This is a genomic window from Nocardioides sp. Soil774 (assembly GCF_001428125.1).
Lineage (GTDB): Bacteria > Actinomycetota > Actinomycetes > Propionibacteriales > Nocardioidaceae > Nocardioides.
In genome coordinates, this window is record NZ_LMSM01000007.1 from 1 (window position 1) to 14,275 (window position 14,275).

Genomic DNA, 14,275 nt, shown 5'->3' on the forward strand with positions numbered 1-14,275 from the left:
GCAAGACCCTCGGCTGGAGGACACCAGCACAAGCACTCGACGAACTACTGTCAAACCCACCAAAACCAACCGGTGTTGCATCCACCGCTTGAATCCGCCCGCTCGGAATGTGGGCTCACCACCGCCCGTGGTGCGACCGGCCGACCGGAGGTGGCCCAGCCACATTCCTGTGATCGGAAGTGTGGGTGGACCACCGCCCGTACAACGAGCGAGGGCGACTTGTCGTACGCCGTGGACGCTCGACGCACGGCATGGCGTGCGTTGAGCGGACGATGGTCCGCTCGAGCGGACCGACGGACACGCACCGCCCAGACTCAGGCCTTGCGCAGCATCTCCGCGACGAGGAACGCCAGCTCGAGGGACTGCACGCGGTTGAGGCGCGGGTCGCAGACCGACTCGTAGCGGTGGGCCAGGCCCACCTCGTCGATCTCCTCGCCGCCGCCGACGCACTCGGTGACGTCGTCGCCGGTGAGCTCGACGTGCACGCCGCCGGGCCAGGTACCGAGGCTGCGGTGCACGTCGAAGAAGCCCTGCACCTCGTCGATCACGTCGTCGAAGCGGCGCGTCTTGTAGCCCGAGGACGCCTCGAAGGTGTTGCCATGCATCGGGTCGCAGACCCAGGCGACGTTGAGGCCCTCCGCAGTGACCTTCTCCACCAGCGCGGGCAGGCCGTCGCGGATCTTGCCGGCGCCGAAGCGGGTGATGAAGGTGAGGCGACCGGGGGTGTTGTCCGGGTTGAGGCGCGCGGAGTAGGCCAGCGCGTCGTCGGGGGTCGTCGTGGGGCCGAGCTTGATGCCGATCGGGTTCTTGATCTTCGACAGCAGCTCGATGTGCGGGCCGTCGAGCTGGCGGGTGCGCTCGCCGATCCACACGAAGTGCGCGGAGACGTTGTAGGGCTGGTCGGTGCGCGAGTCGATGCGGGTCAGGGCCTGTTCGTACTCCAGCAGCAGGGCCTCGTGGCTGGAGTGGAAGTCGACGCGGTGGAACTCGTCGGGGTCGGCGCCGATCGCCTTCATGAAGGTGAGCGCGCGCTCGATCTCGTCGGCCACCGCCTCGTAGCGCTGGCCGAACGGCGAGGACTGCACGAAGTCGGTGTTCCAGGTGTGCACCTGGCGCAGGTCGGCGTAGCCGCCGGTGACGAAGGCGCGCACCAGGTTGAGCGTGGCGGCCGAGGAGTTGTAGACGTCGACGAGGCGCTGCGGGTCGGGCACGCGCGCCTCGGGGGTGAAGTCGTAGCCGTTGACCGCGTCGCCACGGTAGGCCGGCAGGGTCACTCCGTCGCGGGTCTCGAGGTCGCTGCTGCGCGGCTTGGCGTACTGCCCGGCGAGCCGGCCGAGCTTCACCACCGGCACGGAGGCGGCGTAGGTCAGCACGACGGCCATCTGCAGCAGCACGCGCAGCTTGTTGCGCACGTTGTCGGCCGTGACGCCGGCGAAGGTCTCGGCGCAGTCGCCGCCCTGGAGCAGGAAGGCCTCGCCGCGGGTGACCGCGGCGATCTTCTCGGTGAGGTCGTCGCACTCCCCCGCGAAGACGAGCGGCGGCGCGGTCCGCAGGCGGGCCACGGCAGCGTCGACCGCCCCGGCATCGGGATAGGTCGGCTGCTGCTTGGGCCCGAGGGCGTGCAACTGCTCGAGGGTGGGGATGGCACTCACCCGTCAAGGGTACGGCGCGCGGGCCGTGCGGCCCGAACCGTGACCGTCCGCTGGTCAGGCCGGGCGCGCGGGGGTCACGGACGCGGTCGGAGCACCCCGGCCGCGTCGTCGACGCGGAGGCCGCCCGAGCGCGTGCGGGTGGCGGCGAGGGTGCCGGTGACGACCGAGGCACCGGGATAGCTGATGTGGCCCGGCGCGCCCTGCCGCGACGTCGTCCAGAGCCGGTCGTCGAAGCCGATCTCGCCGCGGAACTGGTGGTTCTCCAGGACCAGGCGCCGCGAGGTGGCCTGCCCCACGACGTAGGACGACTCGCCCCGGTAGAACAGCGAGCCGTGCGAGACCTCGAGGATCCCGTCGCGCTGGTGGACGGTCTGGTCGTGCACCTCACCGCTGAGGTAGACGTCGACCCCGCCCTCGACCATCGCCCTCCACAGCGGCGAGCGCAGGCCCTGCTCGTAGACGAGGTGGCTGGAGTTGCGCGTGCGGACGTCACCGGTCATCGGCACGTGGCCCTGCACCATCACCCACGGCACGTCGTCCTTGCGCGCCTGCCGCAGCACACCGCGCAGCCACCGGAGCTGGGCGGCGTCGACGGACATGTGCACGTCTCCCCCACGGCGCTCGAAGACGTCGATGGTGACGAGCAGCACGTCGGCGTCGAGGCGGACGGCGTACGCCGTGTCGTGCGCAGGCCCGCGCGGCCGGTCGGTGAAGCGGGGGCGGCCGTCGGCGTCGGTCAGCACCTGCTCGGCGTAGATCTCCTTGAACTGCGGCACGTGGCGCCGCTTGAAGTCGATCCACCGGCTGCGCCGCGGCGACCGCCACGGGTCGTCACCGATCTCGTGGTCGCCGACGGCGGTGTACGTCGTCAGGCCGTGGTCGGCGAACCGAGCACGCCAGGCGGGGTAGTAGACCGCCGCGGCGCGTCGCCACGCACGCAGGCGCTGCGCCTCGGTGCGCACGGGTCCGAAGACCCCGGTGTGGGCGTCGTCGCGGCCCCACCTGCCCTCGACGAGGTCGCCCGCCACGAGCACGTCGTCGGTGCCGTGGGAGGCCATCTCGCCGATCACGTGGTCGAGCGCGGCGTCGTACTCGTCGTTGGTGGAGTTGGCGACCTCGCCGGTGCGGTCGTCGACGAACGTGCGGCGGCCACCGGCGGTGAGGTCGGCGACGTCCTGGTTGAGGAAGTCGGGGGTCGAGATGAAGCGGTAGGCACCCGCCAGCTCGGGGGCCGCGGGGACGACCGGGCGGTCGCGAGGCCCCCCGCGCGGGAGGACCGCCGCCGGCGTCGACGTCGCGGGCGCGGAGAGGCTGGGGGCGGGGAGGTCGCCGTCGGGGGTGGCGCTCGCCGACGGCGACGACGGGGTGACGGCCGTGCAGCCGATCGCCGAGGCGACGAGCACAGCCAGCAGCGGCCCGAGAGGTCGTCGTGTCACGTCGACCACCGTAGACGCCGACCCCGACACCCGCCTCTTCGACACGGGCACGACCGGGCGCGACGAGCCGCTACTCGAGGTGGTCGATGTCGCGGAAGCCGGTCTTCTGGGCCCGTACGCCGCGGTTGGTCAGCCACGTGATCGCCCACAGCACGATGCCGACGGCGAGCAGCCCTCCCGCGATCTTGTACTGGATCATGTCGGCCTCCAGCCGCGCCCACGGCCCGAGGAGGTAGGCGCAGCACACTGCCCCGACGACCGGCAGGAACGACGGCGCGCGGAAGGCGCCCTCGGGGGTGGGGTCGCGTCGCAGGATCAGGCAGGCGACGTTGACGATCGTGAAGACCGCGAGCAGCAGCAGCGCGGTGGTGCCGGAGAGGGCCGCGACCACCGAGTTCTCGGCGTCGACGGTGACGACGGTGATCAGCGCCAGCGCCAGCAGCGTGGTGAAGACGATGGCGGTCCACGGCGAGCGACGACCGGGGAGCACCTTGCCCAGCGAGCGCGGCAGCACGTCCTGCTGGGCCATGCCGTAGATCAGCCGACTGGCCATCAGCATGTTGATCAGCGCGGTGTTGGCGACCGCGAAGACGGTCAGGAACGGGAAGATCGTGTCGATGGGCAGGCCGGGCGCCCCGACCTTGACCACGTCGAGCAGGATCCCGGCCTCGGCGTTGGTGGGCTTCGCGATCTGGCCGGCCGGGATCACCGCGACGACCGAGATCGCCACGAGCATGTAGATCACGACCGCGATGCCCAGGCCGGTGAGCATCGTGCGGGGGAAGATCCGCATCGGGTCCTGGGTCTCCTCGACCATGTTGACCGAGTCCTCGAAGCCGACCATCGAGAAGAACGCGATCGCGGTGGCGATGGTGACGGCCATGAACAGGCCCTTGTCGTCGGGGTTCTCGAAGACCGTGACCCGGCTCAGGTCGCCCTCCCCGCGCGCGATCACCCAGACGCCGATGGCGATCACGATCGCCAGCGCCGTCATCTCCACGATGGTGAGCAGCACGTTGAACTTCACGCTCTCCCCGACGCCGCGCAGGTTGATCGCGGCGAGCACCAGCATGAAGGCCAGGGCGGTCGCGAGCGTCGCGCCCGAGCTGGGCTCGTCGTTGCCGAAGCCGATCAGGAGGTTCGCGGCGAGCAGGTTCGACGACGTCGAGGCGCTCGTGATGCCCGAGCACACGACCGTGAAGGCCACGATGAAGGTGATGAAGTGGATGCCGAACGCCTTGTGCGTGTAGAGCGCCGCGCCGGCCGCCTGGGGATACTTCGTGACGAGCTCGAGGTAGGAGAAGGCGGTCACCGTGGCGACGGCGAACGCCACCAGGAACGGCAGCCAGGCGATGCCGCCCACCTGGCCGGCCAGCTTGCCGGTGACGGCGTACACCCCCGCGCCGAGGATGTCGCCGACGATGAAGAGCAGCAGCAGCTTGGGGCCGAGCACCCGCTTGAGGTCGGTGTCCTCCGGCCCGTTGACGTCGGTCTGCCTGGCATCTGTCGCACTCATCGAGACTCCCCTGGTCGTGACCGCTCACCGCGCGGCGTCTGCTCACAATGGACCGGGCGTGGGAGCGAGGCAACCACCGCCGCACCTGTCAACGTCGTGCCGACGCGGAGGTCACGGGAGGTCACGGGACGGCGTACGCCGTCGGCGGTGGACTCCCTTCCCGCCTTGTATCGATCCAACTACCCTGCTGCCATGCCGAAGCGTGTTGCCCTCCTGACAGCCGGTGGCTACGCCCCGTGCCTGTCCTCCGCCGTGGGTGCCCTCATCGAGACCTACGACGCCACCGACCCCGGGATCGAGCTCATCGCCTACCGGCACGGCTACCACGGCCTGCTGACCGGCAACAGCGTCGTGATCGGCCCCGAGGAGCGCGCCGGCGCGGCCCTGCTGCACCGCTTCGGCGGCAGCCCGATCGGCAACAGCCGGGTCAAGCTCACCAACGACGCCGACTGCCGCAAGCGCGGGCTCATCGGCGAGGACGAGAGCGCCCTGGAGGTGGCCGCGGCGCGGCTGCAGGCCGACGGCGTCGACGTGCTCCACACCATCGGCGGCGACGACACCAACACCGCGGCGGCCGACCTCGCGGCCCACCTGCGCGCGCAGGGCTCGGAGCTGACCGTCGTGGGGCTGCCCAAGACGATCGACAACGACATCGTGCCCATCCGGCAGAGCCTCGGTGCGCAGACGGCCGCCCAGCAGGCGTCGCGCTTCGCCCAGAACGTGCTGGCCGAGCACGGCTCGAACCCCCGCATGCTGATCGTGCACGAGGTGATGGGACGCGCCAGCGGCTGGCTCACCGCCGCCGCGGCCCGCGACTACATGGCCTGGCACGCCGAGCAGGAGTGGCTCCCCGGCATCGGCCTCGACGGCCGCAAGTGGGCCATCCACGCCGTCTACGTCCCCGAGCGCGGCATCGACCTCGCGGCCGAGGCGGCCCGGCTGCGCGCGGTGATGGACGAGATCGGCTGCGTCAACATCTTCCTCGCCGAGGGTGCGGGCATCGACGACATCGTCGCCGACCTGGAGGCGGCCGGCGAGACCGTGGGCCGCGACCCCTTCGGCCACGTCAAGATCGACACGATCAACCCGGGCCGCTACTTCGCCGAGCGCTTCTCGGCCGCGATCGGCGCGGAGAAGCACATGGTGCAGAAGTCCGGCTACTTCTCCCGCTCCGCGCCCGCCAACGACACCGACCTCGCGCTCATCCGCGAGATGGCCGAGCTGGCCGTCACGTGCGCGCTGCGCGGCGAGCCCGGCGTCGTCGGCCACGACGAGGAGCGCGGTGACGAGCTCCGCGCGATCGAGTTCGAGCGGATCGCCGGGCACAAACCGTTCGACGCCTCGCAGCAGTGGTTCACCGAGCTGCTGGAGGGCACGGGCCAGGCCTGATCCTCAGGCCGCGTCCTCGCCCACGCGCTGGGTGACGCGTCGACCGGCGGCCGGCAGCACCCGGGGCAGGGTCTGGAGGTACGCCGCGCTGGCGAGCGCGACGAGCGCGAGCACCCACCACGTCGTGGTCTGCCCGTGCGCGAGCAACCACGTGAACGCCACCGGCGCGACGGCGCCGCCCAGGCCCCAGCCGAGCTGGAACAACCCGAGGTAGCGGCCGCGGAGGTGGTCGGGCGCGGCCTCGGCCGCCGTGGCGCTGAACACCGGCCCGCCGGTGAGCTCGCCGAACGTGTAGACCGCCGTGGCGACCAGCACCACGGCCACCGCCAGCCACACGGGCAGCCACCCCGCGACGACGAACATCGCATAGCTCGCCACGAAGACCAGCTGCGCCAGGCCCATCATGCGGGCACGCACGTGCCCGGTCATCCGGCGTACGACGAGTCCCTGGCCGAGGCCGACGAGGGCGGTGTTGATCGTGAAGAGGGCACCGACCACCCAGCCGGGCAGGTCGATCGTCTCGGCGACGTAGACCGGCAGCGCGAAGTTGAGCACCATCATCCCGGCCACGAAGCCGAGCTGGCCGAGCACCAGCCGCAGGTAGGCCCGGTCGCGGAGCACGACCCCCCACCCCTCCACCGGCGCGTCGTCCGAGCGCGCCACGCGGTGGTCGGGGACGTCGAGGAGCAGGAAGTAGGCGAGCACGAAGGTGACCGCGTTGAGCACCACGACGGTCTGGTAGGCCAGGTCCGTGCCGACCTGCAGGGCGACACCGGCCAGCACGCCGCCGACCGAGTAGCCGAGGTTGCGCACCGCCTGGAGGAAGCCGAACCACAGCTCGCGCTCCCCCGGCGCCGAGATCGCCGTGACGACGTTGCCGAAGGAGCCCCAGAACGACTGGCGACCCACGTTGAGCAGCGTCGTCCACAGCGCGACCGCCAGCAACGAGTCGGCCCACAGGTAGGCGAGCATCCCGACGGCCTGGATGAGGTTGCCCGCGAGCATCATCCGACGCGGGCCGAAGCGGTCGACCAGGCTGCCGATGACGAACGCGCCCGGCATGGTGAGCAGCGCGGAGAGCGACAGCGCCGAGCCGATCTGCACCAGCGACAGGTCGGTCATGGCGAGGAAGTAGAGCAGCGTGAGGGGCATGAACAGCCCGCTGCCGACGGTGTCCGCGACGATGGCCGTGACGAACCTGCGGTGCTCCCCCACGCTGGGGAATCCGAGACGAGTCAGCACGGGCCCATCCTCGCGCATCCCCCGGCTATGTTGCGTGCCATGACCTTCTCCATCGTGGCGCGCTCCGACGACGGCGACTCGTGGGGCGTGGCAGTGGCCTCCAAGTTCCTCGCGGTGGGCTCCGCGGTCCCTGCGGCGGCCGCCGGCGTGGGCGCGATCGCCTCGCAGGCCGACGCCAACCTCGCCTACAAGTACCTCGGCCTCGCCCACCTCGACGAGGGCGCGACCGCCCAGGTCGCGCTCGACCGGCTGGTCGAGGAGGACGACGGGCGCGAGCACCGCCAGGCCGGCATCGTCGACTCCGACGGCAACGCGGCCACCTGGACCGGCGCGGAGTGCTTCGCGTGGGCAGGTGGGGTCACCGGACGCAGCGGCGAGCGCGGGGGCTACGCGATCCAGGGCAACATCCTCACCGGCCCCGAGGTGGTGGAGGCGATGGAGCGGGCCTGGCACGAGTCGGCGGAGGAGTCCCTCGAGCGCCGGCTGCTCGCCGCACTCACCGCCGGCGACCGGGCCGGCGGCGACAGCCGCGGTCGGCAGTCCGCCGCGCTCCTCGTGGTGCGCGACGGGGCCGGCTACGGCGGGCACGACGACGTCGCCGTCGACCTGCGGGTCGACGACCACGCCGACCCCCTCGCCGAGCTGGCGCGGCTGGTCGACCTCAACGAGCTCTACCTCACCGCCTCGACCCCCGAGGAGCAGGTGCCGGTCGACGACGCGCTCCTGATGGAGCTCGAGGCGCTGGCGAAGGCCGACGGCAAGGACAGCTTCCACATGTGGGTGGGCTCGGAGAACTACGAGATGCGCGTCGACTCCGGCGCGCGACCGGCCTGGATCGACCGCCGGATCCTGCAGATCATCCGCGGCCAGGGCGCCTGAGCCCCGGCGTGGGCGTCCTGGCGATCCATGCCGGCTCCGGCGGCGTGACGGCGACGGTCGTCACGACGCACGGCCGCATCTCGGCCACGAGGCACCACGGACTGCGGGCGCACATCGCGGAGCCCGGATGGGTCGAGCAGGCGGCCGACGACATCTGGCAGGCCACCCTCGGCGCCACCCGGGAGGTGCTGGGCGAGGTCGACGCCGCAGACCTGGTCGCGATCGGCATCACGAGCGACCCCGACACGATCCTCGTCTGGGACCGGGAGACGCTCGGCTCGCCGCGGCCCGCCATGGTGGGCCGGGCAGGGCCTCGGCTGGCGTGGCTCGCCGAGCACGAGCCGCACACGTGGGCGCTGGTCGAGGAGGGCCGCTACGCCGTCGGCACTGTCGACTCCTACCTCGTCGCACGGATGACCCGCGGCACCTGGCACGTCACCGATGCCTCCCACGCCGCACGCACCGGTCTCCTCGACCTCGACACCGGCGACTGGTCCAGCGAGACGTGCGCGCTCCTGGGCATCCCGGAGGACGCCCTGCCCGAGCTGGTGCCGAGCTGGGGCGAGGTCGCCACGTGCGACGCGCGGTCGTTCGTGGGCCTGTCCCTTCCCGTCACCGGCATCACCGCCGACCGCTCCGCCGCGCTGTTCGGCCAGGCCCGCTTCGCGCCGGGCGAGACCGCGTGCACCTACGGCGACACCACCGCCACGGTCGTCACCTGCACCGGCGCCGCGGTCGTGCGCGACGACGCAGCGCTGGCGGCGACGCTCGCGTGGCGCTCGCCGGACGGCACGACGACGTACGCCGTCGAGGGCACGGTCGCGGCCGGGGAGCCCGCGGCGACGGCCGAAGCGGTGGGCCGCCTGGTCGCCGGGCAGCCGCGCGGCACCGCCCTGCGCGTCGGGGGTGCGGCGGCGGACGACGAGCTGTGCCGGATGCAGGCCGACCGGAGCGGCCTGGTCGTCGAGCGCCCGGCGGTCCTGGACACCATCTCGCTCGGCGCGGCCTTCCTGGCGGGGCTGGGGTCGGGAATGTGGGCCTCCACCGACGACCTCCGGGAGGCCTGGGAGCTGGACCGGCGCTTCGAGCCGACCGGCTCCGTGGACGGGTAGGGCTCAGAGGCGCTCGCGTGCCGCGCGAGCCGCCTCGACCTCCGTCGTCGCCTCGTCGACGGCCTCCTGGGCCTCCTCCTGCACCGCCTCGGCCTCGCCGAGCTCCTCGTCGACCTCCTCGACCTCCGACTCGAGCTCGGCGATGCGCGTGCGCAGCTCGTCGATCTCGGCCTGCAGCTGCAGCGTCCGCGCGCGCAGCTTCTCGACCGCGCGGCGTGCGGACCGGTGCTCCTTCTCCGCCTCGCCGAGGACCGCCCGTGCCTCGGCGACGCGCGCGTCGGCCGCCTTGCGCGCCTTCACCTCGGCGTCGGGGTCAGGCACCACCGTGAGCTGGGGGCGCTTGGTCGGGTCGGGTGCCGGCACCGGACGCGCCGTCGCGCTGAAGCCGAGGGCCTCCGGCACCGCGACCGCCGCGCCGAGGTCGAGGTCGCCGAGCCCGGTGGCGGCGATCGCCGACACCAGCAGGCCGCTGCGCACGGCCTTCGCGGCGTCGGGCTCGAGCATCGCGGCGGTGAGGGTGGCCTCGACCTGGTCGGCCACGGCCTGGGTCGTGCGCACGCCCTCCTCGCGCGCCATCCGCCGGGCGGCCGTGGTCACCGAGGCGGTGAGCTGGCGGCGCTGCTTGGTGAACTCGCGCAGCTGGGTGGCGTCGAGGTTGTCCTGCGCGTCCCGCAGGGCCGCACCCACGGCCAGGACCTGGTCGACCTGGTCGGGGTCGCGGCGCACCAGGAGGTTGACCACCCAGGCCGCGACCGAGGCCTTGCGCAGGCCCTTGATCGCGGCCGCGAGGGACTTGTCGGCCTTGTGCTCCTTGGCCAGTGCGTCGCGCGCGGGGGTGAAGTCGGCCAGGGGCAGCGCATAGAGGTCGTCGGCGATCTCCAGCAGCGGGTCGGGCCTCGTCTCCGGCATGGCTCGATCCTAGGGAGCGGCGTACTCGAGCTCGGTGGGGAACGGCGGCCACGGGCATTCCTGGGTCGCCCCGCTCGGCCGCCACCCGAGCGACTCGTAGAGCCCACGAGCCCGGGCGTTGTCCGCCAGGACCCACAGCCGGCGGGCGCCGGCGCGCTCGGCGCGTGCGAAGCCCTCGCGTCCGAGACCGCTCCCCCAGTGGTCGGGACGCACGGCGAGGTGGCGCAGGCTGGCACCGTCGTGCGCGGCGAGGACGACGAGGCCTTCGTCGTCCTCCGCCACCTCGACCACCACCTCCGGGTCGTCGAGCAGCAGGACCCAGCGCGACAGCACGTCGTCGTCGGGGTAGGGCAGCTCGCCGAAGACGTGCGCGAGGCCGGCCCGGCTGGCGGAGCGCTCGAGGTCGCGCAGCGCGACCGCGTCGGTCACGGTGGCGCGGCGCCACTCCATCACCGGACGCCCCCGCACCGCTCGTCCCCTCCTTGCACCGGTCGACCTTAGGTGAGTCAGGCCGGGTCCTGGTCAAGGCCGTGCTCGATGGCCCAGCGGGTGAGCTGGACGCGGTTGTTCATCTGCAGCTTGCGCAGGGTGTTCTGGACGTGGTTCTGCACGGTGCGGTGCGAGAGCACCAGACGCGCGGCGATCTGCTTGTAGCTCATCCCGGTGGCGACCATCTTGAGGATCTCGGTCTCGCGCTCCGTGAGCTGGTCACGGGGGTCGTCCGCCGGCCCCTCGGCGATCCTGCGGAACTCGCCCAGCACGAGGCCCGCGAGCCCCGGCGTGAAGACCGCCTCGCCCTCCGAGGTCCGCACCACGGCGTCGATGAGCTCGGCGCTGGACGCCGACTTCACCAGGTAGCCGGTCGCTCCGGCCTTGATCGCCTCGAGCACGTCGTCCTGCTCACCGCTCGCGGAGAGGATCAGCACCTTCGCCGTGGGGTCGAACTCCATCATCATGCCCGTGACCTGCACGCCGGTGCTGTCCGGCAGCTGCAGGTCGAGCACGACCACCTGCGGCGCCGCCGCCGGGAAGCGTGCCATCGCCTCGCGCCCGTTGGCCGCAACCGCGACCACGTCGTGCCCGGCGGCCTGCAGGTCACGCTCGACCGCGTCGCGCCACATCGGGTGGTCGTCGACCACCATCACCCTCACCATGGACTCCCCCTCCCGGAGATGGAGGAAGCGTAGACCCACGGTGATCGGCTGGGTGAAAGGCATGTGCGCCAACGTCCACGCGACCAGCCCTGCCCAACTATCCTCCCGAGGTGGACATGGCACCAGGCGCGGCGAGCGAGGCTCGTGCGCGCCCCCATTGGCTCATCGAGCGCCGTGTGCGGGTGTACCCCCGGTTGTTCCTCGCCATGTTCGTCCTGGCCACCCCGCTCTACGCCTCCACGTTCCACAAGGGTCTCGACAGCTGGGGCCGACCACTCGGGACCGACTTCATCGCCTTCTGGTCGGCCGGCCGCCTCGCCCTGCACGGACGTGCCGTGGATGCCTGGGACCTGGACCTGATCGGAGCGTTCGAGCTGAGCTTGTACCCGGGACTCGCCGGTCCGACACAGTGGGCGTATCCCCCCACCACGCTGGCCCTGGTCATACCGTTTGGGGCGCTGCCCCACCTCCTGGCGTTCGCGGCATGGGTGGTCATCGGGCTCGCCGTCTACCTCTTCGCGCTCGCTCCACTGATCCGGGGCCACGCCCACGCATGGCCGGTGGCCCTGGCCTTCCCCGGCCTCTGGCTCGGGATACCGAGCGGACAGGTCCAGTTCTTCGTCGCCGCACTCATGGGCGCCGCGCTGCTGCTCCTCCCGCGTCGACCTGTCCTGGCCGGCATCCTCATCGGGCTGCTGGTCATCAAGCCCCAGATGGCAGTGCTGCTGCCCATCGCCTTGGTCGCCGGCCGTGAGTGGAAGGCCTTCGCCGCTGCGGCGATCACGTCGATCATGGCTGTCGCGGCCAGCACGATGGCCTTCGGCGTGTCGGCGTACGACGCGTGGTGGAGCAGCCTCGGTGCGCTCGGCGCCGCGATCGACGATGGCTCCGCGCCCGTCTTCAAGTTCGTGACGCCGTTCATGGGCCTGCGGGTGATGGGGGTTCCCGAAGTCCCTGCCTTGCTGCTGCACGGTGGCGTGGCGGTCGCGGCAGCAACGGTCGTGTGGCGCCTGTGGCGGCGCTCCGATGATCCGAGGATCCGGGGGACGGCCACGGTGGTGGGCACGTTCCTCGTGACGCCCTACGCGGCGGACTACGACCTCGCCGTGCTGGCGTTCCCCATCGCCTGGATGGCGATCCTGGGCACCACCGACGGTTGGCTACGCGGCGACCGCAACACCATGGTGGCCGCCTGGGTGCTGCCGATGGTCGTCGCGCCGATCACCCTGCTCACCCACGTGACGCTCGCGCCACTCGTGTGCGCCTTGGTCCTCCGGCAGCTGTGGGCCCGCACCTCCGCGCGAGAAGGCTCGAACGTCGATTAGGTGGCCGCCGGGGGCAGGTAGCGCCCCCGCCGATGTACCAGCGGGTCGTCGTCGTCACCGACGACCACCTCGCGCACGGTGCACGTCACGAGGCTCGACCACCCCACCTCGACCGCGCTCTCGACCTCGAGGCTCGCCCAGGTGGTCGCGTGCGCCAGCCGCGGCCCGTGCCCGGTCGTCACCCACTCCGCCATCCGCCACGGGCCACCCGGGGCGGGTGCGGTGCCCGCGAAGGCGTCGGCCAGGTCGCGGTCGCCCCACGCCAGCAGCTGCATGACCCCACGACCGGTGCCGAGCAGGGTCTCGGTGAGGTCGGCGTCGGGGTCGAGCAGCGCCAGCACCCGCCCGGGCTCACCCCCGGCGACGAGCCACGAGGAGACCGTCAGCCCGGCCCGGTCGTGCGCCGCCGAGCCAGCCGTCCACAGCGACACCGTGCCGCCGATGCGCCCGCGGAGGCGGCGTACGGGGTCGCGGTCGCCCTCGGGCTCGAGGAACGGGTGGGTGGTGTGGATCGTCACCCGCTCACGCTAGCGGCACCGAGAGCACCCACTCGGTGCCCCACTCGCCGCTCTCGACCCGCGCCGTGCCGCCGAGCTCCTCGACGCGCCCACGGATCGACGACACCACGCCGAGCCGGCCCTCGGCCTCCGCCGCCGCCAGCCGCCCCTCGTCGATCCCGGGACCGTCGTCGCGCACCGAGACGGTGATCTCGTCACGCCCGGCCTCGGCGAGCACCCATGCGCTCGCCCCGTCGCCCCCGTGGGCGAGGACGTTGTCGAGACAGGCACGCACCGCGGCCACCGTCTCCTCGGCGACGCGGGCGTCGACCAGCACGGCGCCGCCGGGCGTGGCGACCTCGACCCGCACCGGGTGCGCCGTGGCCATCGCATCGAGAGCGCCGGCGAGGTCGACGCGGTCGCCCGCTCCCACCGCGACGGTGTCCTGCTGCCGGATCAGCGAGCGCAGCGACCGCTCCTGCTCACCGGCGAGCCGGCCGAGGTCGGCCCACTCAGCGCCGGCCGCGGCACCGCGGCGTTGCGTCATCGCCAGGACCTGGAGCACCCCGTCGTGCACGGCGCGCGCCAGCCGGGTGCGTTCCTCGGCAGCCGCGGCGGCCCGCTCGGCGGCGTCGCGCTCGCGCGCCATCCGCTGCAGCGACTCGCACATGAACCCGACGACGGGGCCGCCGATGAGGACCAGGAAGACGTTGCCGTAGTTGCCCTGGTCGACCTCGGTGCGCGGCAGCAGGTCGGCGGCGGCGATCAGCACCGCGGCGACGAGCCCGCCGCGCCAGTGCCAGTGGATCGCCCACGCGAGCAGGGCGCCCATCACCCAGAAGCCCGGGATCGTCGCGTGGAAGTCGGGCGACTTCGCCCACGGGGTCACCGCCATGGCGGCCAGCGCGATGGCGAGGTCGGCGACCAGCAGCGGCGGCGTACGTCGTGCGCGGTCGCGGTAGAGCCAGATCGCGACGGCCGTCCACAGCGCGAGCGCGACGACGATCGCCAACCCGGTGCGGGGGTGGTCGAAGTTGTCGCGACGGTAGGCGTTGAGGCCGACCATGTTGACCGTCACCACGACCCGCACGATGGCGAGCGCGGCGTGGAGGCGGTCCTCGACGGCGACGGCCGAGTCGGTGCGCGGCACCGGGCCCGAGCGGC

General features: G+C 72.4%; 13 protein-coding genes. 4 read left to right on the plus strand and 9 right to left on the minus strand.

Annotated features, from left to right (window positions below; all coding sequences use genetic code 11):
- Nucleotides 1–314: 314 nt before the first annotated feature.
- The 3 genes from ASG76_RS09760 to ASG76_RS09770 all read right to left on the minus strand — a co-directional run bounded on the left by ASG76_RS09760 (nt 315) and on the right by ASG76_RS09770 (nt 4,604).
- Complete coding sequence (locus tag ASG76_RS09760) at nt 315–1,652, minus strand: class II 3-deoxy-7-phosphoheptulonate synthase (RefSeq protein WP_056602329.1); 1,338 nt, start codon at nt 1,650–1,652, stop codon at nt 315–317.
- Between the two features lie 74 nt (nt 1,653–1,726).
- On the minus strand, nt 1,727–3,088 hold the full coding sequence (locus ASG76_RS09765; RefSeq protein WP_157559054.1) for a metallophosphoesterase family protein: 1,362 nt from the start codon (nt 3,086–3,088) through the stop codon (nt 1,727–1,729).
- A 70-nt stretch (nt 3,089–3,158) separates the two neighbouring features.
- Nucleotides 3,159–4,604, minus strand: coding sequence for an APC family permease (locus ASG76_RS09770; protein WP_056602331.1), 1,446 nt, complete (start codon nt 4,602–4,604; stop codon nt 3,159–3,161).
- A gap of 192 nt (nt 4,605–4,796) precedes the next feature.
- Between ASG76_RS09770 and ASG76_RS09775 the strand changes: the two genes are divergently transcribed.
- Nucleotides 4,797–5,993 (plus strand): pyrophosphate--fructose-6-phosphate 1-phosphotransferase, encoded by a 1,197-nt coding sequence (locus ASG76_RS09775; protein ID WP_056602332.1) that lies wholly within the window; start codon nt 4,797–4,799, stop codon nt 5,991–5,993.
- A gap of 3 nt (nt 5,994–5,996) precedes the next feature.
- Here ASG76_RS09775 and ASG76_RS09780 read toward each other — a convergent pair whose 3' ends face one another.
- Nucleotides 5,997–7,235, minus strand: a complete 1,239-nt coding sequence (locus tag ASG76_RS09780) for an MFS transporter (protein ID WP_200948138.1) — start codon at nt 7,233–7,235, stop codon at nt 5,997–5,999.
- A gap of 39 nt (nt 7,236–7,274) precedes the next feature.
- Between ASG76_RS09780 and ASG76_RS09785 the strand changes: the two genes are divergently transcribed.
- Together ASG76_RS09785 and ASG76_RS09790 are read left to right on the plus strand one after the other, a co-directional pair.
- Nucleotides 7,275–8,114, plus strand: a complete 840-nt coding sequence (locus ASG76_RS09785) for a DUF1028 domain-containing protein (RefSeq protein ID WP_056602334.1) — start codon at nt 7,275–7,277, stop codon at nt 8,112–8,114.
- 8 nt (nt 8,115–8,122) lie between these two features.
- Complete coding sequence (locus tag ASG76_RS09790) at nt 8,123–9,226, plus strand: FGGY family carbohydrate kinase (protein WP_082587412.1); 1,104 nt, start codon at nt 8,123–8,125, stop codon at nt 9,224–9,226.
- A gap of 3 nt (nt 9,227–9,229) precedes the next feature.
- Here the strand turns inward: ASG76_RS09790 and ASG76_RS09795 are convergent, their stop codons facing one another.
- The 3 genes from ASG76_RS09795 to ASG76_RS09805 are packed head-to-tail and all read right to left on the minus strand — an operon-like array spanning nt 9,230 to nt 11,289.
- The gene (locus tag ASG76_RS09795) at nt 9,230–10,135 is read right to left on the minus strand and encodes a hypothetical protein (protein ID WP_056602335.1); all 906 of its coding nucleotides are present in this window, start codon (nt 10,133–10,135) and stop codon (nt 9,230–9,232) included.
- A gap of 9 nt (nt 10,136–10,144) precedes the next feature.
- Nucleotides 10,145–10,603 carry a GNAT family N-acetyltransferase gene (locus ASG76_RS09800; protein WP_200948139.1) on the minus strand — a complete coding sequence of 153 codons (459 nt, stop codon included), beginning with the start codon at nt 10,601–10,603 and terminating at the stop codon, nt 10,145–10,147.
- Nucleotides 10,604–10,641: 38 nt separating this feature from the next.
- A complete protein-coding gene (locus ASG76_RS09805; RefSeq protein ID WP_082587413.1) occupies nt 10,642–11,289 on the minus strand; it encodes a response regulator in 648 nt (215 codons plus the stop codon).
- 176 nt (nt 11,290–11,465) lie between these two features.
- On the opposite strand from ASG76_RS09805, the gene ASG76_RS09810 reads away from it, so the two are divergent.
- Entirely contained in the window at nt 11,466–12,614 is a 1,149-nt protein-coding gene (locus ASG76_RS09810) for a glycosyltransferase family 87 protein (protein ID WP_056602338.1), read from the plus strand.
- Here the strand turns inward: ASG76_RS09810 and ASG76_RS09815 are convergent.
- Nucleotides 12,611–13,132: a flavin reductase family protein gene (locus tag ASG76_RS09815; RefSeq protein ID WP_056602339.1), complete on the minus strand. Its 522-nt coding sequence runs from the start codon at nt 13,130–13,132 to the stop codon at nt 12,611–12,613. The two genes, ASG76_RS09810 and ASG76_RS09815, sit on opposite strands and share 4 nt — an antisense overlap.
- Before the next feature lie 4 nt (nt 13,133–13,136).
- Nucleotides 13,137–14,261, minus strand: coding sequence for a MacS family sensor histidine kinase (gene macS / locus ASG76_RS09820; protein ID WP_235529494.1), 1,125 nt, complete (start codon nt 14,259–14,261; stop codon nt 13,137–13,139).
- Nucleotides 14,262–14,275: the final 14 nt, after the last annotated feature.